General features: G+C 58.5%; 16 protein-coding genes. 14 read left to right on the forward strand and 2 right to left on the reverse strand.

All coding sequences use genetic code 11. The features are described from left to right. The first annotated feature begins 1 nt into the window (after window position 1). From mnmE to GFER_RS03105, 8 genes are all read left to right on the forward strand, one after another. Entirely contained in the window at window positions 2-1,375 is a 1,374-nt protein-coding gene (mnmE, locus tag GFER_RS03070; protein ID WP_040095942.1) for a tRNA uridine-5-carboxymethylaminomethyl(34) synthesis GTPase MnmE, read from the forward strand. Between the two features lie 60 nt (window positions 1,376-1,435). Then, complete coding sequence (gene mnmG, locus GFER_RS03075; protein ID WP_040095944.1) at window positions 1,436-3,298, forward strand: tRNA uridine-5-carboxymethylaminomethyl(34) synthesis enzyme MnmG; 1,863 nt, start codon at window positions 1,436-1,438, stop codon at window positions 3,296-3,298. A gap of 1 nt (window position 3,299) precedes the next feature. Continuing rightward, entirely contained in the window at window positions 3,300-3,947 is a 648-nt protein-coding gene (gene rsmG / locus GFER_RS03080) for a 16S rRNA (guanine(527)-N(7))-methyltransferase RsmG (protein WP_052445899.1), read from the forward strand. Window positions 3,948-4,038: 91 nt separating this feature from the next. After that, window positions 4,039-4,803: a ParA family protein gene (locus GFER_RS03085; RefSeq protein WP_040095946.1), complete on the forward strand. Its 765-nt coding sequence runs from the start codon at window positions 4,039-4,041 to the stop codon at window positions 4,801-4,803. A gap of 1 nt (window position 4,804) precedes the next feature. Beyond that, a complete protein-coding gene (locus tag GFER_RS03090) occupies window positions 4,805-5,662 on the forward strand; it encodes a ParB/RepB/Spo0J family partition protein (RefSeq protein WP_040095947.1) in 858 nt (285 codons plus the stop codon). Between the two features lie 77 nt (window positions 5,663-5,739). Then, window positions 5,740-6,132 carry a bactofilin family protein gene (locus tag GFER_RS03095; RefSeq protein WP_052445900.1) on the forward strand — a complete coding sequence of 131 codons (393 nt, stop codon included), beginning with the start codon at window positions 5,740-5,742 and terminating at the stop codon, window positions 6,130-6,132. Between the two features lie 318 nt (window positions 6,133-6,450). Beyond that, on the forward strand, window positions 6,451-7,755 hold the full coding sequence (locus GFER_RS03100) for a pyridoxal phosphate-dependent aminotransferase (RefSeq protein WP_040095950.1): 1,305 nt from the start codon (window positions 6,451-6,453) through the stop codon (window positions 7,753-7,755). 57 nt (window positions 7,756-7,812) lie between these two features. After that, the gene (locus tag GFER_RS03105; RefSeq protein WP_040095952.1) at window positions 7,813-9,210 is read left to right on the forward strand and encodes a glutamate--cysteine ligase; all 1,398 of its coding nucleotides are present in this window, start codon (window positions 7,813-7,815) and stop codon (window positions 9,208-9,210) included. Between the two features lie 246 nt (window positions 9,211-9,456). On the opposite strand, the gene GFER_RS03110 is transcribed toward GFER_RS03105, so the two are convergent. Next, window positions 9,457-9,897 (reverse strand): gamma-glutamylcyclotransferase family protein, encoded by a 441-nt coding sequence (locus GFER_RS03110; RefSeq protein WP_040095954.1) that lies wholly within the window; start codon window positions 9,895-9,897, stop codon window positions 9,457-9,459. Between the two features lie 286 nt (window positions 9,898-10,183). Here GFER_RS03110 and tkt point away from each other — a divergent pair, with 286 nt between their 5' ends. The 6 genes from tkt to GFER_RS03140 all read left to right on the forward strand — a co-directional run bounded on the left by tkt (window position 10,184) and on the right by GFER_RS03140 (window position 18,920). Further along, window positions 10,184-12,214, forward strand: coding sequence for a transketolase (gene tkt / locus GFER_RS03115; protein WP_040095957.1), 2,031 nt, complete (start codon window positions 10,184-10,186; stop codon window positions 12,212-12,214). Window positions 12,215-12,256: 42 nt separating this feature from the next. Then, window positions 12,257-14,245, forward strand: a complete 1,989-nt coding sequence (locus tag GFER_RS03120; protein WP_040095960.1) for a BCCT family transporter — start codon at window positions 12,257-12,259, stop codon at window positions 14,243-14,245. A 389-nt stretch (window positions 14,246-14,634) separates the two neighbouring features. Continuing rightward, window positions 14,635-15,888: a porin family protein gene (locus tag GFER_RS03125; RefSeq protein WP_161807377.1), complete on the forward strand. Its 1,254-nt coding sequence runs from the start codon at window positions 14,635-14,637 to the stop codon at window positions 15,886-15,888. Between the two features lie 89 nt (window positions 15,889-15,977). After that, window positions 15,978-17,174: a quaternary amine ABC transporter ATP-binding protein gene (locus GFER_RS03130; RefSeq protein WP_040095962.1), complete on the forward strand. Its 1,197-nt coding sequence runs from the start codon at window positions 15,978-15,980 to the stop codon at window positions 17,172-17,174. Then, entirely contained in the window at window positions 17,174-18,013 is an 840-nt protein-coding gene (locus tag GFER_RS03135) for an ABC transporter permease (RefSeq protein WP_040095965.1), read from the forward strand. The genes GFER_RS03130 and GFER_RS03135 overlap by 1 nt, the downstream gene beginning before the upstream one ends. 37 nt (window positions 18,014-18,050) lie before the next feature. Then, on the forward strand, window positions 18,051-18,920 hold the full coding sequence (locus GFER_RS03140) for a glycine betaine ABC transporter substrate-binding protein (protein WP_139172021.1): 870 nt from the start codon (window positions 18,051-18,053) through the stop codon (window positions 18,918-18,920). A 66-nt stretch (window positions 18,921-18,986) separates the two neighbouring features. Here the strand turns inward: GFER_RS03140 and GFER_RS03145 are convergent, their stop codons facing one another. Further along, window positions 18,987-20,777 carry a M3 family oligoendopeptidase gene (locus tag GFER_RS03145; protein ID WP_040095967.1) on the reverse strand — a complete coding sequence of 597 codons (1,791 nt, stop codon included), beginning with the start codon at window positions 20,775-20,777 and terminating at the stop codon, window positions 18,987-18,989. Window positions 20,778-20,976 lie beyond the last annotated feature (199 nt).

The following is a 20,976-nucleotide window of genomic DNA, read 5'->3' on the forward strand; positions in this document are numbered from 1 at the left end:
ATTGGATTACGGCGATCGCGCTACCATTGCCGCTCCCGCCACGGTTTTCGGTCAGGGCGGGATCGGCATCATTCGTATCTCCGGGGCACTCGCCCTGCCCCTGTTGGAGCGTCTTTTTCACCCCCGGCGGAAGAATAAAAAATTTTCGAGCCATCGTCTTTACCTTGGGAACTTCGGCCTTAGTGCCGAAGAGCCCATCGATGAGGTGATGGCTGTTTTTATGCGAGCTCCTCACACCTACACGCGGGAGGATGTAGTTGAAATTCATTGCCACGGCGGCGCCGTGGTCGGCAGGCGCATCCTTGAAGCATTGGTTGAGCAAGGGGCACGTCTGGCGCATCCTGGTGAATTTACGTTGCGCGCCTTTCTGAATGGACGGATTGATTTAAGCCAGGCCGAAGGGGTGATGCAACTCATAAATGCTCAGAGTGTTTTGGGGCAGCGTCTCGCCATGCGCCACCTCCAAGGGGCGCTCAGCGAGCGCTGTTCCGCATTGCGTGAGACTTTGTGCGATGTTTTGTCTGTCGTTGAGGCTTGGATCGATTTTCCCGAAGAGGATCTCGATCCCTCATCGGAAAACCGCATTCGTAGCCACCTGCAAGAAAGCCTTGGTCAAGTTAAACAACTTTTGGAAAGTTTCGAATCCGGACGGGTTCTGCGCGAAGGTGTTGCGGTTTTAATTCTTGGTCGACCCAACGTTGGAAAAAGTTCCTTGCTTAATGCCCTGCTTGGCAGTGAACGAGCCATCGTTACGGACCTCCCCGGCACAACTCGCGACACACTTGAAGAACAAATCGACCTCCAGGGCCTGCGTGCGCGCTTTATCGATAGTGCCGGCCTGCGCGACAGTTCTGACCCTGTTGAGCAGGAAGGGGTGCGCCGCAGTCGTGATAAAATCGCAGAAGCAGATCTGGTGCTGTTTATGGTTGATGGAAATCAGGGCCTGACGGACGAGGATTTCGGGGCTTTGGGTCTTTGCGATTTTCACAAGGTGCTTTTGGTTGTCAATAAAAGCGATCTTGGTCTCTGTGACCTGGATTCAGATTTACAGTCTTTGCCGAGGGTTCACTTGTCGGCAAAGACTGGACAGGGTCTTGATGATTTGCGCAGCAGAATTCGCGAGTTCTTTCTTGACGCTTCGGAAGACTCTTGCGGTGAGGGTCTTTTTGTTACCGAGGAACGGCATTATGATTGCCTTGTGCGATGTTCTGAAAGTCTCCATAGAGCCTTGGGCGCACACGATGATGGCCTCTCTCTTGAATTTGTTGCCTTGGATATCCGCCAGGGTCTCGATCATCTTGGTGAGATTACCGGGGAAACCGCCCCGGAAGAAATACTGCAGCGGATTTTTGAGCGTTTCTGTATTGGCAAATAGACAAAATGTTTCACGTGAAACATTTTGTCTAACCGTTTGGTATTTCAGGGAAATATACCCATGAGTTCCTCACAGGAAAAAATTTACGGGGTTATTGTCGTCGGTGCCGGCCATGCTGGGTGTGAAGCGGCCTTGGCGGCGGCGCGCATGGGTTGCGCTACGCTGTTGCTGACCATGAATCTGGATACTGTCGGGCTGATGTCCTGCAATCCGGCCATCGGCGGACTGGCAAAGGGGCATCTCGTAAAAGAAATTGATGCCCTGGGCGGAGAGATGGGATGCAATATCGACGCAACAGGCATCCAGTTTCGCACTCTGAATACCAAAAAAGGCCCTGCGGTGCGCGCTTCGCGCGCGCAGGCCGATCGCAACCTCTACCGGCAGCGCCTGAAGCAGGTGATTGAGGATCAGTCCGGCTTGGATTTGAAGCAAGGGACGGTTGAGTCTCTGCTCTTTGAGGGAGCGCGCGTAACTGGGGTCAAGACACGCGAGGGTTTGGTTTTTTCGGGACGCACAGTGATTCTGACCACTGGGACCTTTATGAAGGGACTGATCCATGTAGGTCTGTCTCATTACCCTTCTGGGCGGGCGGGCGAACCGCCTTCGGAGGGGGTTTCGGATCAGTTGCGCGCCTTGGGCTTGCGGGTGGGTCGGCTTAAAACCGGCACTCCCGCTAGGCTTGACGCCAATTCTATAGATTTTTCACGTCTTGAGCCTCAGCCCGGTGATGATCCCCCGAAGCCTTTTTCTTGCCTTAGCGCGGCAATTACAGTTCCACAGGTTCCCTGCTATATTACCTACACCAATGCTCATACACACCAAATCATCCGCACGGGTCTTGATCGCTCTCCCCTTTATACCGGAAAAATTTCCGGCGTGGGCGCACGCTATTGTCCGTCCATCGAAGACAAAGTCATGCGCTTTCCCGAGAAAGATCAGCACCAGATTTTTCTCGAGCCTGAAGGGTTGCAGACCCGCGAAATTTATCCCAACGGCGTCTCCACTTCCTTGCCCCCTGATGTGCAGTTGGCTTTCCTGCGTACCATCGTTGGTCTGGAGAAGGTCGAAATCATGCGCCCGGGATATGCCATTGAGTATGATTTTTTCCCTCCGACCCAGTTGCAACCGAGCCTGGAAACCAGGGCGATTGCAGGGCTTTACCATGCCGGCCAGGTGAATGGAACCTCCGGTTATGAAGAGGCTGCGGCGCAGGGGTTGCTCGCGGGAATCAATGCAGCCCGCGCGGTGCGCGGTGAGGAGCCGTTGATCCTGACCCGCGACAGCTCTTATATCGGCGTGCTGATTGATGATCTTGTGACCCTGGGAACCGAGGAGCCTTATCGCATGTTTACCTCGCGCTCCGAATATCGTCTGCTTTTGCGCGAAGATAATGCTGATCAGCGATTGACCCCGGTGGGGCGACGGATAGGGTTGGTGAGCGAAGAGCGCTGGCGTATTTTCAACGAAAAGCAGGATCATTTGGCGCATGGCCGCGAATACCTGCGCAGTCGCAAAATACGTCCATCGGAAACGGCAATCCTGGCAGATCTTGGCTTGGGCGATATGAAAAATGCCCGCACTCTGGAGGAATTGCTGCGCCGTCCAGAGATCTCTATGGCTCAGCTTTGTGCCTTGGATCCCGAATTTTCTGTCCTTCCGGAAGCCGTCGCCGAGCAATTGGAGATCCAGACCAAATATGCCGGCTACATTGCCCGCCAGCAAGAAATGGTCGAGCGCTTCCGCCGTACCGAAGAGGTGAAAATCCCCGAGCATTTCGACTATGCGAAAATTTCGGGATTGACCGTGGAAGTACGGGAAAAGCTGGAAAAGGTGCGTCCCCTGACCCTGGGACAGGCCTCACGTATTTCCGGAGTTACGCCGGCAGCTCTGGCGATCCTCTCCGTGGCTCTGCGGAGACGCTGAAGTGAACGTGCAATCCCTACTTAGCACCCAACTCGAAGCCTTGGGCCTGTCCGTATCGCGTACCGTGCAGGAGCAGTTGCTGCTTTACCAGCGGGAAATGCTGGCGTGGAATCGAAAAATCAACCTGACCGCCATCCGCGACCAGGCGCAAAGCGTGGAAAAGCACCTGGTTGACTCTCTCACTCCCCTGCCCTTGTTGAGCGGAGCCGTGAATCTGCTCGATCTGGGATCGGGCCCTGGGTTGCCCGCCATTCCGCTGAAGATTGCCTGTTCCGAGTTGCGAGTGGTTTCGCTGGAGGCCCAGGAAAAAAAGGTTCTTTTCCAGCGCCATGCAGCGCGCATCCTGGGTTTAACCGGTTTCACCCCGGTGCGTGCGCGCATCGAGGAGTTTGCCCTCGACCCTGCCCAGCGCAGGGCTTATGACCTGGTCATCGCGCGTGCCCTGGCGCACATTGAGCAGTTGCTCCAATGGGCGGCGCCCTTTTTGCCCGAGGGTGGCCGCTTTATTGCCATGAAAGCCCAGGAGGACGAGGGTGACCTGGAGTGTCTTGCCGTGGCGGCAGGCTTTCAATGGGTCGGGCAGCGCGAACTGGTTCTGCCGGCCAGCGGCGCACGCCGGCGGCTCGAGGTTTTTGTAAGGTGCGGTTGATGGCGCTGATCGAGGAAAAATCTGTTACCGAAACACCGCTGCCTTGTGTTAAAGTGACCTCTTTGATTTTTCCGCAAGGAGTTGCAGCCATATGGCCAAGATCATAGCGATTGCCAACCAAAAAGGGGGCGTCGGCAAAACCACCACGGCGGTTAATCTGGCCGCATCTTTGGCGGCGGCGGAAAAGCGTACTCTGTTGGTGGATATGGATCCCCAGGCCAATGCCTGTACCGGATTGGGTATCGATAAATCTCAACTGCAAAGCACCGTGTACCACGCTCTGCTGGGGGAGGTCGATGCCCGTGAGATTATTGTATCAACGGAGCTCGACCTGTTACGGGTGCTGCCCTCGAACACCGACCTGATCGGCGCTGAAATAGAGCTGGTGACCGCTCTGGCCCGTGAGGTCAAGCTGAAAAGCGCCTTAGATCCCTTGCTCAACGATTTTGATTTTATGGTCATCGATTGCCCACCTTCCCTGGGCCTGCTCACGGTCAACGCTCTGACCGCCGCGGATTCGGTGCTGGTGCCCTTGCAGTGTGAATTCTACGCCATGGAAGGGCTGTCGCAGTTGATGAACACCATCCGTATCATCAAGACCCAGCTCAATCCCCGGTTGGCCATTCACGGTATTTTGCTGACCATGTTCGACGGACGCAACAATCTCTCACATCAAGTGTCCGAAGAAATCCGAACACATTTCAACGGCAAGGTCTTTCATACCGTTATCCCGCGCAATGTGCGTCTGTCAGAAGCGCCCAGCCATGGCCTTCCGGTGTTGCTTTATGATGTCAATTCCAAGGGTACGGCGGCGTATCTCGATCTCGCGCGCGAAATTATCGGAATGGGAGTCTGACATGGCAAAACGACCCGCCTTGGGCCGCGGCATGGGCGCCCTGCTGGGCCCCGCGGCGAGCACTGCGGAAAAAAAATATTTTCATTGTCCTCTTGAGGATCTGCGGCCCCACGTCGATCAGCCGCGCAAGAGTTTCAATGACGCCAAAATGGAGGAATTGGTCGCCTCGATTCGCGAAAAGGGCATCATTCAGCCACTGGTGGTGCGCCGCCAGGACGACCATTATCAGATCATCGCCGGTGAGCGGCGCTGGCGGGCCGCACAAAAAGCTGGACTGTCTGAAGTTCCGGTGGTTATACAGGATGTTTCCGAAGACTGGGCGTTGGAGATGGCGCTTATCGAAAACATTCAGCGCGAGGATCTCAATCCCATCGAGGAGGCAGAGGCCTATCGCAACCTGGTGAGCAATTTTGATCTGACCCAGGAAGAGGTGGCGCGCCGCGTCGGCAAAGATCGCTCCTCGGTGGCCAACGCCTTGCGCCTGCTCAAATTGCCCGAGGTGGTACGCCGCGATCTGCTAGAAAGCCGCCTCAGCATGGGCCATGCGCGCGCGCTGCTGGCTTTGGAAAGCGATGAGGATATTGTGGAGGCCAGCAGCGAATTGCAACGCAAAGGCCTCTCGGTACGTGATGTCGAAGCTCTGGTTAAACGAATTAAAAATTTTGGCGCCAATCGGCAGCGCCGGCCGGCCAAGGTCGAGCCCGATCCGCAACTGGATCTTTTGGCCAAGGAACTCACCCGTGTTCTCGACACTCCGGTGCGTATCGCGGCCCAAGGGAAAAAAGGCGGACGCATCGAAATCTCTTATGCTTCGGCCGAGGAGCTTGAGCGCCTGTCGGCACACCTTGGGATTACCTGACACCGCCATTGCCCGGAAATGAAATTTTCGCGCGGGCACCTGCATCGTCAATCTCGGCAAAGGGACGAACAGCGAACATGTTTGGAAAAAAGGGTACGAATGTGGCTACTCCACTGGAAAAAAGTGATATCAAGGCTTTTTTGGGCCCCGGCAGCCAGTTTGAAGGAAAGTTGGTTTTTACCGAGATCGTACGCCTGGATGGTGTCTTTCGCGGAGAGATCAACAGTAAGGATACCCTGATCGTTGGTCAGACCGGAGAATTGCATGCTGAAATCACCGTCGGAACATTGATTCTCAGCGGCAAACTCAAGGGCAATGTCAGTGCCACGGCCAGGGTTGAATTACGTGCTCCAGCTCAGGTTGAAGGCAACATTGCCACGCCCCTGCTCACCGTAGAAGAAGGCGTGGTTTTCAACGGCAGTCTGGAGATGCAGAAACCCGCGGCACCGGAAACCGGCAAAAAAAGCTGAGCCTGGGGCGCGGCGCCGTCGTTGACTTCCACCTTCCATTGTGGTATTGACTCACATTCGGCGCAAAATGCGCCGCAGGTCATCGGAAGGCGCTACGTTCATGATCCCCATGCCCCTCATTAAGGCCATATTGCGAGCTAGAAGCGCGGCCGCCGCGGCGACCGCAGCCTCTTTCTTTGCTCTTGAGCGGCGCATGGCCCGGTGACGCGTTTTTTCTGTTGATAAACCTGAAGCCATGGGCCGCTCGCTCATGGCTTTTTTGCGTTAATTGCCCCTGCCGCCGCAGTAGCGACCGGCCAACCTTGGGAGATATCCTCTATGCGTAACAACATCGTGCACATCGGTGCAGGCGAATTGACCTACGAAATACGCGCCATTGTTGACATTGCCGAAAAGCTCAATAAGCTCGGCATTAAGACCAATATGGAAAATATCGGCGACCCGGTGGCCAAGGGGGAAAAGATTCCGGCCTGGATGAAAAAAATTGTTGCCGACCTGGCCATGCAGGATTGTTCTTACGGCTACTGCGCCACCAAGGGGCTACTCGAAACGCGCCAGTTTCTTGCCGAGATGACCAATGCTCGCGGCAAGACCCAGATTACCGCAGAAGACATCATTTTTTTCAACGGATTGGGCGATGCCATCCAGAAAGTCTACGGGCTACTACGGCGTGAGGCGCGCGTTATCGGCCCCTCCCCTACGTATTCAACCCACTCCTCGGGCGAGGCGGCTCACGCCGGACAACGCCCCGTGACCTATCGCCTGGATCCCGACAACAACTGGTATCCCGACCTCGATGATCTGCGTCTTTCGGTCAAATATAACCCCGCCATCAGCGGCATTCTCATCATTAATCCCGACAATCCCACCGGCGCGGTCTATCCCGAGCGCATCCTCAAGGAAATCGTGGGTATTGCCAGGGAATACGACCTGTTTATCATCTGCGACGAGATCTATCACAACCTGGTCTATAACGGTGAATCGACCAAGCCGCTTTCTGATCTAATCGGCGAGGTGCCTGCCATCGCCATGAAGGGCATCAGCAAGGAGCTGCCCTGGCCGGGATCGCGCTGTGGCTGGATCGAGGTGTACAACGCTGAACGCGATCCCATGTTTAAGCGCTATATCCAGAGTATCCTTGATTCGAAGATGGTGGAGGTCTGCTCGACCACCCTGCCCCAAAAGGCGATACCGCCTATTCTGAGCCACCCGGAATATTCCAAGTACCTGGATTTGCGCAGGGCCCGCTACGAGCGCCACTCCAACATCGCCTACGACATCCTCAAAGAGGTGCCGGGCATTCAGGTCAATCGCACCAACGGCGCCTTTTACATGAGCGTGGCGTTCAAGCCCGATCAGTTGACCTCTAAGCAGAGTCTACCCATCGCCAACCCCGAGGTGAAGGAGCTGGTGGAGCATCTGGTGAATCAGCCGGGAATCTCCCTCGACAAGCGCTTTGTCTATTACCTGCTGGCCGCGACAGGCATTTGCGTAGTACCGCTGTCCTCCTTCTGTACCCCGGAGAGAGGTTTTCGCATCACCCTGCTCGAGCTTGACGAAAAGGAATTTACTGCTATTTTCAGAACCATTGCGGCAACGATTACTGAGTATCTTAATTCCTGAGGCTGGCGGACCCTTGCATCCCATTGTTCTTTCGCCGGAAAGTGATATGTTTTCCCCATGACAACCTTGGCGAAAGAAGGTCTGGATACACCGGTCAGCGGTACAGATGCGCTGATCGCCTACTTGGCGGCAAGTGCGCGCCCCGCTGAGCGCTGGGGCATAGGCGTTGAGTCAGAAAAGCTGGTGATTGATGCGCAAAGCGGCGAAGCCGCTGAATTTGCGCGCATCGAGGCCCTGTTGGGTCGCCTGGAGGGTCGCGCGGGCTGGTTGGGGATTCGTGAAGAAGGACGTCTGATCGCCCTGCACAGCGCGACCTCGTCCGTGACCCTGGAGCCGGGCGGCCAGTTGGAGCTTTCCGGCGAACTCTGCCCCGATATTCATTGCTGTTATGGTGATTTTGCCCGTCACCATGAGGCGGTGGCGGCCGAGGCGGCGGACTTGGGCCTGGCGTTTCTGGGGCTCGGCACTCAGCCGTTCACACCCTTGGAGAACATCGGATGGGTGCCCAAGGACCGCTATCGCATCATGGGGCCCTACATGCGTCGCACCGGCGACCTGGGCCAGGCGATGATGAAGCAGAGCGCCGGCTTGCAGGTCAATCTTGATTTTTCCGACGAGGTCGACTGGATTGCCAAGGTACGCGTCGGCCTGTTGCTGGCACCGGTATTTTACGCTCTCTTTGCCAATTCGCCCCTGCTCGCCGGACGACCCAGCGGCTTTCTCTCTACCCGCGGTGAAATCTGGGCGCGCACCGACCCTGAACGGACCGGGTTGTTGCCGGAGATTTTTCAGGAAGATGCCGGCTACGCCAGCTTCGTCGACTATGCCCTCGACGTGCCCATGTATTTTATCCACCGCCAGGGCCGCTATATTGCCCTGACCGCTGAGCGCCTGCCATTTCGCCGATACCTGGAGAAAGGCTGGGGTGAGTATCGGGCTACCCTGGGGGATTGGGATCTGCATCTCTCGACGATTTTTACTGAAGTGCGCCTGCGGCCACAGATCGAGCTGCGTTCCGCCGATAGTCTGCCGCCGGTGTACACCCTGGCGGTGGCGGCTCTGGTCAAGGGGCTGTTGTATGACGCTGAATCTCTGGACGCAAGCTGGAGATTGTTGCACGCTGAACTTTATCCCCATTTGTCCGAGGTTTTTCCCGCCTCCTGGCGGGTCGGCCTGAAGGCCCCGGTGGGTCGCCGCAGCCTGGGCGAACTCTGTCTTGATCTTCTGCAGTTGGCGCGAGAAGGTCTGGTGCGCCGCAGGGTTGCCAATCAGCGGGGATGGGATGAAACCATTTACCTCGACCCTATAGCGGAGCTGGCCGCCGAGGGGCAGACCCTGGCCGAGCGGCTCTTGGCTCGTTGGCAGGGATCGCGAGAGCAAAAAGTCAGGATTCTGCTCGATCACTGCGGCTTCGGTATGAATCCCCAACCCCCCCAAGGACGACGATCTGTGTAGTTGCACAGTCGCGGCTGCCTGTTTGCGGAGCGATTTTTACGTGAATGGCGGTGGCGGGGGCTTGGATCCCTGGATATAGTATGAATCATCGGGGGCCTGTTGTGGCAGGCGGGCTTTCGATATGAAGACTCCCTTCTTCATTGCAAACTCCCTCTGGCAAAACCCTCAGGGCCGGTAATCGGGACATGCCTCCTCCCGAACCGGCCCTGACCCTTTTTCTCCTCGGTGGTCCTCTCGCCCTCCAGCTCAGTCAGCGGTAAGATGTGATTTGAGAAATACCTGATAGTCCGCCGATAAACCATGAACCGCGGCGCCGCGGATCAGCGCGCCCAGATACTGGCGGCTCGGCTTAAGCCCGTTTTTGAATTTGGCGGCGCGGTAGACGACGCACTCGAGTTCGCCCTTGAAGGTCTGCACCTTAATGAGCTGGCGGCGATAGTGCCCTTTGTCCACCCCTTCGTAGACATCAAGATTGGCCAGGCTTTCCTCGGGAACATCATAGATCACGCCCTCGGCAACGCTGCCGCGATGGTCCTGAATATCTGCCTTGCCGCTCCCATCCTCTCCTGGCTTGTGAAACACCAAGCGCATGCCGCGAATTTTCCCGGTACACACACGGCTGAAGCTCACGCCTCGCTGCGCAAGAACCTCAGGATCCATGTTGTGGCCATAGGCGAAATAGAGCATCTGCGAACTCCTTTCCACATAAAGAAAAAAAGCTTTTACAATCCTTCCTATTCTACCAACCAAATCCGAGTTTTTTCAGAGAGTCCTTGAATTTGAAGGCCGGCCCTGTTTGAATCTTAGGGATGTATCTTTGTAGCCATTGAGCAGCAATGACGTTTCGGGCCTTAGGGCCTAAGGGTTGAGCGGCGCGGTGAATGCCTGAGGCGCAGGCGCGTTTTTGCCGCAAAGGCTGCCGCCGCGCTCCGCGGTGCCTACTAAGCGCTACGTACCCTCAAAGGAGAAATCAATGACTCGGGAACCTCTGGATGCCGTCCTCGCCCGCTCAACCATCGATACCTTGCGATTTTTGGCTGCTGACGCCGTGGAAAGGGCCCGCTCGGGTCATCCCGGAACGCCCATGGAAGCGGCTCCCCTCGCCTATCTGTTGTATCGCCGTCATTTGCGTCACAATCCGGCCGATCCGGCGTGGCCGGGGCGCGATCGGCTGGTGCTGTCCTGCGGCCATGCCTCCATGCTGCTCTACGGTGTCCTGCACCTGGCGGGCTACGCCTTATCCCTGGATGATTTAAAGAATTTCCGCCAGTTGCACAGCCCAGCCGCGGGCCATCCCGAATTCGGTCATGCGCCGGGAGTGGAGACCACCACCGGCCCTCTGGGGCAGGGGCTGGGGGTGAGCGTCGGCATGGCCATGGGCGGCCGGTTTCTAGCCGAACAGGTCAGCGCAGAGCTGTTCAATTATCGGGTCTACGCCCTGTGTTCCGACGGCGATCTTATGGAGGGGCTCAGCAGCGAAGCGGCCTCCCTGGCCGGACATCTACACCTGGGCAATCTCATTGTTGTCTATCTCGACAACCGCATCACCATCGAAGGGGAAACCAGCCTGGCTTTCAGCGAGCAGGTGGCGACGCGCTTTCTTGCCTACGACTGGCAGGTTCTTCAGGTCGAGGGAGAGAATTTAACGGAAATCGAGATGGCCCTGAACGCGGCCAAGGCCGATCCACGTCCCTCGCTGATCATCGCCCGCACCCATATCGCACCCGGCGCGCCGACCAAACAGGACAGCGCCGAAGCGCACGGAGCCCCCCTGGGCGCTGAGGAGTTGGCCGCAACCAAGAGCGCCTACGGCTGGGATCCGCATCAAAGCTTCCTGGTGTCCGAGGAGGTCCGTGCCCACATGGGCGCATGTCGGACGCGCGGTAGGCATCTCCAGCAGCAGTGGCAGGAGCTGTTGCGAGACCTGGAGAAAAATCCCTCGGCAGGCCTGCTAAACTGGTTGCGCAGCCGTGATGGCGCCTTGCCTGAGGGCTGGGATCTGCATCTGCCGGCGTTCGGTGCGGCAGACGGGCCTCTGGCCACGCGCCAGGCAAGCGGTATCGTGCTCAACGCCCTGGCCGCGCGCTTGCCGTTGCTGCTCGGCGGCTCGGCCGACCTGGCGCCATCCACCAACACCAGCCTCAAGGGCGAACGATCATTCTCGCGCACCGGCAGCGGCCGCAACCTGCATTTCGGGGTGCGCGAACACGCCATGGGTGCGGTGCTCAACGGCCTCAGCCATACGCCCGGGCTGATCGCTTACGGTGCCACTTTCCTTATTTTTTCGGATTACATGCGTCCTCCCATGCGTCTGGCGGCGATGATGGGGCTGGCTCCCATCTATGTTTTTACCCACGATTCCATCGCCCTGGGCGAGGACGGCCCCACCCATCAACCCGTGGAACAGTTGCCGGGACTGCGCGCTCTGCCCAACTTGCATGTCATCCGCCCCGCCGACGCCAACGAGACGGCCGAAGCCTGGCGTTTGGCGGTGGAGCGGCGCAACGGGCCCACGGCTCTGGTCCTCAGCCGCCAGGGGCTGCCGGTGCTGGATCCTGATCGCTACGCTCCGGCTGACGGCGTGCGGCGCGGCGGTTACGTTTTGGCTGAGGAAGAGGGCGATTTGCAGGCCCTGCTCCTGGCTACCGGCGCCGAAGTCCATGTGGCGCTGGCGGCGCGTGAGTTGTTGCAGGCCGAAGGTGTGGCAACGCGGGTGGTCAGCCTGCCCTGCTGGGAAAAATTTGCCGAGCAGGCCGAGAGCTATCGTCGGCAGGTGCTGCCCCCGAGTTGCCGCGCGCGCGTGGCCATAGAGGCGGCTTCGCCTCTGGGCTGGGAGCGCTGGGTGGGCACCGAGGGCGAAGTCATCGGCATGCGCGGTTTCGGCGCGAGTGCCCCAGGCGCCGTCCTGCTGGAGCATTTCGGCTTCACTCCCGAAGCCGTCGGCAAGAGGGTCAAGGAGTTGCTGGCCAGAAGCAAAGACGTCAACCCTGACGCGCAGAGCTGATGGGTTCCTGGTTTGAAAACCGATGAAATCAAGGAGAGATGCATGGCGAAAAAAGAAGAAGTCCCTAAGCCTAAGCTCCGCATTCAAATCAATCCCCCGGTGTTTTTCATATCCAGCGCCCTGGCAGTCATTTTCGTGCTCTTCGCCGTAATCGCGCCGGAGACGGCCGGAGAGTTGTTCTCCAATATCCAGGCGTGGGTGTCGCATTCGGCGGGCTGGTTCTACGTGATTTCCGTGGCCGGTTTTCTGGTATTCGTAGTGCTTCTGGCGATCTCGGATTACGGACGCATCAAGCTTGGCCCCGATCACAGTCAGCCCGACTACAGCTACACCTCCTGGTTCGCCATGCTGTTTTCGGCGGGCATGGGCATCGGGCTGATGTTTTTTGGGGTGGCCGAGCCGGTCATGCATTATGTCAGCCCGCCCGTCGGCCTCGGCGAAACTCCGGCGGCGGCGCGCGAGGCCATGAAGATCACCTTTTTTCACTGGGGTGTGCATGCCTGGGCCATCTACGCCGTGGTCGCTCTGTCTCTGGCCTATTTCGCCTTTCGGCATGATCTGCCCCTGACCATCCGCTCCTCCCTCTATCCGTTGATCGGCGAGCGCATACACGGCCCCATCGGCCATGCGGTAGATATTTTCGCGGTGCTCGGCACCATCTTCGGCGTGGCAACCTCCCTGGGCTTCGGTGTCATTCAGGTCAATTCAGGGCTCAATTACCTGTTCGGCGTGCCCACCACCATCGGCGTACAGATCATCCTCATCGCGGCGATTACCGCCGTCGCCACCCTCTCCGTGGGTTTGGGGCTCGATGCCGGCATTCGCCGCATCTCCGAGCTCAACATGATCCTGGCCGTGATTCTCATCAGTTTCGTACTGGTGGCGGGGCCGACGGTTTTTCTTTTGCAGACTCTGGTGCAGAACACCGGCGAGTATCTCTCAAGCCTGTTCCGCATGACTTTCAACCTCTATGCCTATGAGCCGACCACCTGGATCGGCGGTTGGACCCTGTTCTACTGGGGCTGGTGGATCGCCTGGTCGCCCTTCGTCGGCATGTTCATCGCGCGGGTGTCGCGCGGCCGTACCATCCGCGAATTCGTTATCGGCGTACTGATGGTGCCGGTGGGCTTTACCTTCATGTGGATGACCTTTTTCGGCGACACGGCCATTCACATGATCCTCATGCAGGGCGTCACCGAGCTGGCCGATGCCGTGGCGGCGGATACTTCGGTGGCACTCTTTCAGTTCTTCGAGCATCTGCCTTTCTCCGGGGTCATGTCCTTGCTGGCCACGTTGCTGGTTATCACCTTTTTCGTCACCTCGTCGGACTCGGGCTCCCTGGTGGTCGATATGCTCACCTCCGGGGGCAAGGAAGAGTCGCCGACCTGGCAGCGGATTTTCTGGGCGGTGATCGAGGGAATCGTCGCCGCGGCGCTGCTCCTGGCCGGCGGACTGGGTGCCCTGCAGACGGCCACCATCGCCAGCGCCCTGCCCTTTACGATGATCATGATTCTGATGTGCTGGGGCCTGCTGCGCGCCCTGCGCATCGAGTCTTTCAAGCGCATGAGCCTGCGCGAGGCGCGGGTTGCGCCGCGCGGCCCGCACGCCGCCATGAACTGGCAGCGCCGGGTGCGTTCCATGGTTTATCACCCCAAGCGTCGCGAAGTGGTGCGCTACCTCAAAGAGGTGGTCAGCCCGGCGTTGAACGAGGTCGCCGCCGAGTTGAAAAAGATGAATCTCGACGCGCGGGTCAGCGAAGACGACCAGGATCAGGTGTGGGTGGAAGTCCGGCACGGCGAGGAAATCGACTTTTACTACTCGGTGCACCCGCAGCCCTATGAGCCGCCGACCTTCGTGCTGCGCGATACCCAGCCCGAGCGCCTCGAGGCGCTTAAATATTACCGCGCCGAGGTCCACCTGAGCGAAGGTGGGCAGGACTACGACATCATGGGCTGGAGTAAAAGCGACGTGATCAACGACGTGCTCGATCAATACGAGCGGCACATGCATTTTCTCTCCAGCGTACGCTGAGCCCTCACTCGCGCCCCTGGACCCCAGGGGCGCGAGTGGGTTTGAATCTGTGCGAAAACGCTCCGGCGCAATGCTGATTCAGTGATCTCTGCGCATGAAAGAGAGAAAAAAGCTGAAACTTGACAGCGGTTTTTCAATGTTATAGGGTGACCCCCTGCCGGATGTTCAATCAATACTAAGCAAAAAAATCAAGCGTACAATCTTGTCTGCTGCGCTAAAAAATGGAAACAGTCATGACCTGCCACGGTTTGATCCATTGATCTGTTTTTCCACTATTTCCCTAAGGACATTTTTTTGTTTTCTGAATGTCGCACCTCTGCGCCCGCGCCGAGGTGTGGCATGGTGTTTTTTTTAACGGGTTGAATTTCCATGAGAAGGAGGATTTTTCCATGAAAAAAATGGCTAGGTATCTCGCTTTTTTTCTCGTCTGCGCCCTGACGGCACCTGCCGCCGCCCTGGCCCTGGATGAGGAGCATATCCGCAAGCTCGAAGAGCGTATCGCCGAGCTTGAACAGTCCTACGCAGAAGAGTTGAAAGAGGAATCGCAGAGCGGCATCCGTTTCGGCGGCGCCGTACGCGTGCAGTACAGCTACACCGACTGGGACGCCGGCAACAAGGAGCGTGGCGGCGACTTCAATTTCGATACCTTTCGCCTCAACCTCGACGGCGAGATCAAGGACATGATCCTTTCCGCCGAGTACCGGTTCTATCCCTCCGACGACTGGCACGCGCCCCATCATGCCTGGATCGGCTACAACTTCACCGACCAGCTGCAGGGGCAGATCGGCATTCACCAGGTGCCCTTCGGCCTGCTGCCCTTTGCCAGCCACAATTTCTGGTTCAGCGGCGCCTATTACGTAGGTCTCGAAGATGACTACGACATGGGGCTGAAGTTTCTCTACAACCAGGGTCCCTGGGATCTCGCCCTCGCCTTCTACAAGAACGAAGAATTGGGCAACGCCGGCAACGCCGGACGCTATTCGGTGGACGTGATCAGCAACGCCGACGGCGGCTTCGCCGGCGCGCAGCCCGCCGGTAACCGCGAAACCAACCAGTTCAACCTGCGCCTCGCCCACACCCTCGACCACGGCGATTTCGGCACCACCGAGCTGGGCGGCAGCGGCCAGTGGGGCCAGCTCTACAACAACAACACCGGTAAGACCGGCGACCATTGGGCGACCGCTCTGCACCTCAACGGCAACTACGGGCGCTGGAACGTGCAGCTGCAGTGGGCGCGCTACGAGCACAATCCGAAAAACCTCGACGCGATAGAATTGGCCGATGACTCCTTCTTGCCCCTCAGAAACGACATCATCACCATGGGCGCCTACAGCTTTTCCTGGGGCGTGCCGGCCAAGGCCGACATCGGCATCCTCAATGTGGCCTACACTCAGCCGCTCAACTGGGGACCCATCGACAGCCTGACCTTCTATTCCGACAACACCCTCATCGAGCCGGACAAGGATCGCTTCAACAGCATCTGGCAGAACGTGGTGGGCTGCATGATCGCTTCCGGCCCGGTGTTTACCTATGTCGACGTGATCTCCGGCAAGAACATGATTTTCAGCGGCGGCGACATGGTCGGCGCCGGCAACGAGGGGCGCACCACGCGTCTCAATATCAACTTCGGTTATTATTTCTAGTCCCTGGGGGCGCCCCTCGGCGGGCGCCCCACCCTCGCATCTTCAGGTTTTTCCCCGAGCAATCGCAGTTAAAGAAAGCAGGTCCTGCCATGGAAGAGACCGGTCCTCCGGCAAAAATCCGCGTTGAGAATGTATTTAAAATATTCGGTCGCGACCCGGGCCGTGGCATCAAGATGCTCGACGAAGGCCTCGGCAAGGACGCGATCATGGAAAAGACCCGCCTCGCAGTGGGTGTCGATGACGCCTCCTTCGAGGTCGCCGAGGGCGAGCTTCTGGTGGTTATGGGTCTTTCGGGCAGCGGCAAATCGACCCTGCTGCGCTGCATCAACCGCCTTATTGAGCCGACCGCCGGCAAGGTGGTGATCGACGGAGTCGATGTCACCGCTCTGAATGCGGAAGAGCTGCGTCGCTTGCGCATGAAAAAGTTCGGCATGGTTTTTCAGCGATTTGCCCTGCTGCCCCATCGCACGGTGCTGCAAAATACGGAATTCGGCTTGGAAATTCAGGGCGTCGAGCCGGCCACGCGCACCCAGAAGGCGCGCGACGCTCTCAAACTGGTGGGTCTGTCGGGATGGGAGGATTCCGCGCCGGACGAACTCTCCGGCGGCATGCAGCAGCGTGTCGGCTTGGCACGGGCCCTGGCCGTCGATCCGGATATTTTGCTCATGGACGAGGCCTTCAGCGCCCTGGATCCCCTGATTCGGCGCGAGATGCAGGATGAACTGCTGTCCTTGCAGAGCCGCATGCGCAAAACCATTCTGTTCATCACCCATGATCTCGACGAGGCGCTTAAACTCGGTGATCGCATCATCATCATGAAAGACGGGCGTATCGTGCAGATCGGCACCCCCGAGGATATCCTCACCAACCCGGCCACCGAATACGTTGAAAGGTTCGTCGAGGACGTCAATCTGGCCAAGGTGCTCACGGCGCGCTCGGTCATGCACAAAGCTTCCTGCGTCACCCTGGGCAAGGACGGTCCCAAAACCGCCCTGCGCAAGATGAAGGAAATCGGCATCTCCGGCCTGCTGGTGGTCGACCGGGAGCGTCGTCTGGTGGGCCGCGTGACGGCCGACGATGCCTCGCGCCTGGCCGCCGAAGGGAGCAAGGATCTTGAAGCCATTTTGTTGCGTGATGTGCCGCAGGTCTTGCCCGAGGCAGCCTTGAGTGAAATCTTCGCTATAGAAAGTTTTCCCGTGGCGGTGACCGATGAAGACGGACGCCTGCAGGGACTCATCATCCGCGGCGCTTTATTGGCTGCCATGGCGGAAAGGAGCGACGACTGATGACGATGCCTGGGCCGCGCATACCTATCGGTGACACTCTCGAAGCGATTATCGATTTTCTCACCCTCAATTTTGCCTTTATCACCCGGGCCATTTCCCGTTTTATGGAGACGGGTATTGATCTGCTGGTCGCAGGGCTGATGTTTTTTCCTCCCTGGGTCCTGATTCTGGTGTTCACCTTGTTGGCCTGGAAATTTGCCGGGCGGCGTGCCGGCATTCTGACTTTGGTCGGTTTTGCCTTGATCTGGAACATGGCCCTTTGGGCCTCTATGGTTTCGACTCTGGCTCTGGTTTTAATCGCCACGGCGATTGCCGTCAGTATCGGCCTGCCGCTGGGGATTCTAGCCGCCCTTTTCAATCCTATGCATCGGGTGACCATGCCGGTGCTTGACTTCATGCAGACCATGCCGGCGTTCGTCTATCTGATTCCGGCGATTCCCTTTTTCGGCCTGGGTCCGGTGTCGGCCATTTTCTCCACCGTCATCTTCGCCATGCCCCCGGCGATTCGCCTTACCTGCCTGGGCATTCAGCAGGTCCCCAAGGACCTGATCGAGGCGAGCGATGCCTTTGGCGCCAACCGTGCGCAGAAACTTTTCAAACTGCAGATTCCCCTGGCCAAGCCGACCATTATGGCGGGAGTCAATCAGACCGTCATGCTGTCCTTGTCCATGGTGGTGATCGCGGCCATGATCGGTGCGCGGGGGCTGGGCAGCGACGTGTGGCGGGCCATTCAACGCTTTGAACCGGGCAACGGTTTCGAGGCGGGTTTGGGCGTGGTGATCCTGGCCATGGCCCTTGATCGAATTACGCAAAAAGTCGGGGGGCGCAAAAAAGTTTGACCGGAACAACCAACCTCATGCTGAAAAGGAGATGCAGATGCAAAGACACTTGATGAAGATGGCACTCGTGCTGATTGTAGCGATGGCTTTGCTTGTCGGCGGCTGCCAGAAGCAGGAAGATCGTGCGGCGCAGAAAAAAATCGACCTGATTTACGTGGAATGGTCCTCCGAGGTCGCCAGCACCAATGTGGTCAAGGCCGTGTTGCAGGAAAAGCTCGGCTACGAGGTCCAATTGACGCCGGTGAGCGCCGCCGCCATGTGGCAGGGTATCGCCAGCGGCGACGCCGACGCCATGGTCGCAGCCTGGCTGCCGACCACCCACGGCCATTATCTGGAGCGGCTTAGTGGACAGCTTGAAGATCTCGGCCCGAACCTCGACGGCACCCGCATCGGTCTGGTGGTGCCCGCCTATGTCGACATCAATTCCATTACCGAGATCAAGCAGCATGCCGAGCGCTTCGACGGCCGCATAATCGGCATCGATCCCGGCGCCGGGATTATGTCCAAAACCGAAGAAGCCATGGAGGTCTATGGTTTGGACAACCTGCGGTTGATGGAAGGCAGCGGTGCCACGATGACCGCTACCCTGGCCGATGCCATCAATCGTGACCAATGGATGGTGGTGACCGGCTGGACTCCTCACTGGAAATTCGCCCAGTGGGACCTGAAATATCTCGAGGATCCGCAGAATGTCTACGGTGGCGCAGAGCAGATCCATACCATCGTGCGCCAGGGACTCGAAGAGGATATGCCCGAAGTCTATCGCTTCCTCGACAATTTTTCCTGGACCACCGACGACCTGCAGCAGGTCATGGTGTGGAACCGCGAGGATGGCGCGACGCCCTACGCGTCGGCCAAGCGCTGGATCGAGGAAAACCCCGCAAAGGTCGAAGCCTGGCTGCGCTAGGCTGATTGGCGCTGGTGCTGTTGGAACGCAAAAAGCCGCCCCATTTCGGGGGCGGCTTTTTGCGTTCTAGCGCGCGGCGACGAGAGTTTTGAGCTCTTTCAGCAGCCCGCCGACAAAATCATAGCCTTTCTGCCAGAAATCGGGATCGGCCAGATCGATGCCCAGGGGTGCCAGCAGCTCCTGAGGTGAGCGGCTGCCGCCCTGACGCAGGAGTTCGAGATATTTGGGCACGAAGGCTTGCCCCTCCTCAAGATATTTCTGATACAGAGCCAGCACCAGCAGCTCGCCGAAGACATAGCTGAAGCAGTAAAAGCGTGCGTGGATGAAGTGGCTGATGTAGCTCCAACCCCAGCGGTAGGGTTCGATCATCGTCACCGCATCGCCGAACAGCTTGGCGTTTTCCTGCCACCACAGCGCGCAGTAATCCTCGGGCGAAAGCAGCCCTTCGGCGCGGCGGCGGTGGGCGGCGATTTCAAAGCGGGTGAGCACGGTTTGGCGGAAGGTAGTGGCGATGATGTCCTCGAGCTTCGCGCACAGCAGGCCGATTTTCACCTGCGGATCCGTTTCGCGGTTGAGCAGGTGGCGGGTGAGGAGCATTTCGCCGAATACGCTGGCGGTTTCGGCAAAGGGCAGCGAGGCCTGGTAGTGAAACAGGTTTTGCTCCTGGGACAGGGCGAAATGCACGCCGTGGCCGAGTTCGTGGGCGAGGGTCGCGACATCGCGTAGATTGCCGGTGTAGTTGAGCAGCACATAGGGCGCGAAGCCCGGCATCATGCCCATGCAGTAGGCGCCGCCGGTTTTGCCGGGGCGCGGGGCGACGTCGATGCGCTGCTCGTCGAAGAAAGCCGCGGCGGCCTGGGCCAGCTCGGGGGCGAAGCCGGCAAAGGCATCAAGCACCAGGGTACGCGCATCGCTGAATGCGAGGCTGCGGTTTTCGGTGTCCAGGGGCGCGTAGATGTCGGTGTTTTTCATCGTATCGAGGCCCAACAGCTGCTGTTTCAGGCGAAAGTACTCCTGGGCCAGGCCGTAATTGGCTTCCGTCACCTCCATCATGCGCTCGACCATGGCCGGTTCGGCCTCGCTGCTCAGATGGGTCGGTGTCATGATGTCGGGATATTTGCGCAGTTCCACCTCGCGGGCGTGATCCAGGAACAGATTGTTGAAGCAGCTGCTGAGCACCAGCTGGTTGTCGGCATGCTTGTCGAGAAACGCCGCAAAGGCTTCCTCGCGCACCTTGCCGTCGGGATGGTGCAACAGGGCCAGGAGTTCTTCGCCGGTGACCTCGCGGGCCTGCTCTTCGCCGGGCAGGGTGAAGGTGTAGGTCAGGGAGGAAGTCAGCTCCTCGAAGAGCTGGACGAAAGCTTCTTTGCCCGTGAGATCCTTGCGCTTGAGAGCCTTCTCGACCTCTTCGCTCAGGGTGTAGGGCGCATGGGCGCGCATCTGGTGCAGATAGTGGCTGTAGGCGGCGACGCCGGGATCCTTGAGCAGAGCCGCGAAGCGCTCCTCGTCAATGCGCAGCATCTCGAGTTCAAAGAACAGCACCTCCTCGCTGACGCTGCTCCACAGCTCACGAACCCGGGCGAACAACGCCTTGTGCGCATCCGGGCGACTGTCTGCGGAAAACAGCAGTTGCGCGTAAAGATAAGGTTTGAGGCCGATGCGCTGCATCTGTTCGTAGTTGCGCAGGGCGGCGGCAAAGACATCGGCGCTGAGGTTGTCCGAGGCGATGCGGCCGCGAAAATCGCGCCGCAAAGTGCGCGCGGCCTTGCGCAATTGTTCCAGGTCGGCCTCAAGGGCCGGGTCATCAGCGCCCTGGTAGAGGGGCGCAAGATTCCAGGTCGGGCTATCGGCGGCCATGGTGAACTCCTTGAAAGAAAGTAACCTTGCGACCGAGAAGCGGGGCGGCGCCCCTGCCCCTCGGTCGGTGTTGCTGAATGCCTGTTGGTCGGGTTTCAAAAGGTACCGACCTCCCCGGCGCCTGTCAATGAAGAATGGAGCCGGGCGCGCAGCTTTACCTCGATCTCGCAACGGAGCGGGATTGACAAGATTTGGCGGG

Origin of the sequence: Geoalkalibacter ferrihydriticus DSM 17813 (assembly GCF_000820505.1) — a bacterium.
Lineage (GTDB): Bacteria > Desulfobacterota > Desulfuromonadia > Desulfuromonadales > Geoalkalibacteraceae > Geoalkalibacter > Geoalkalibacter ferrihydriticus.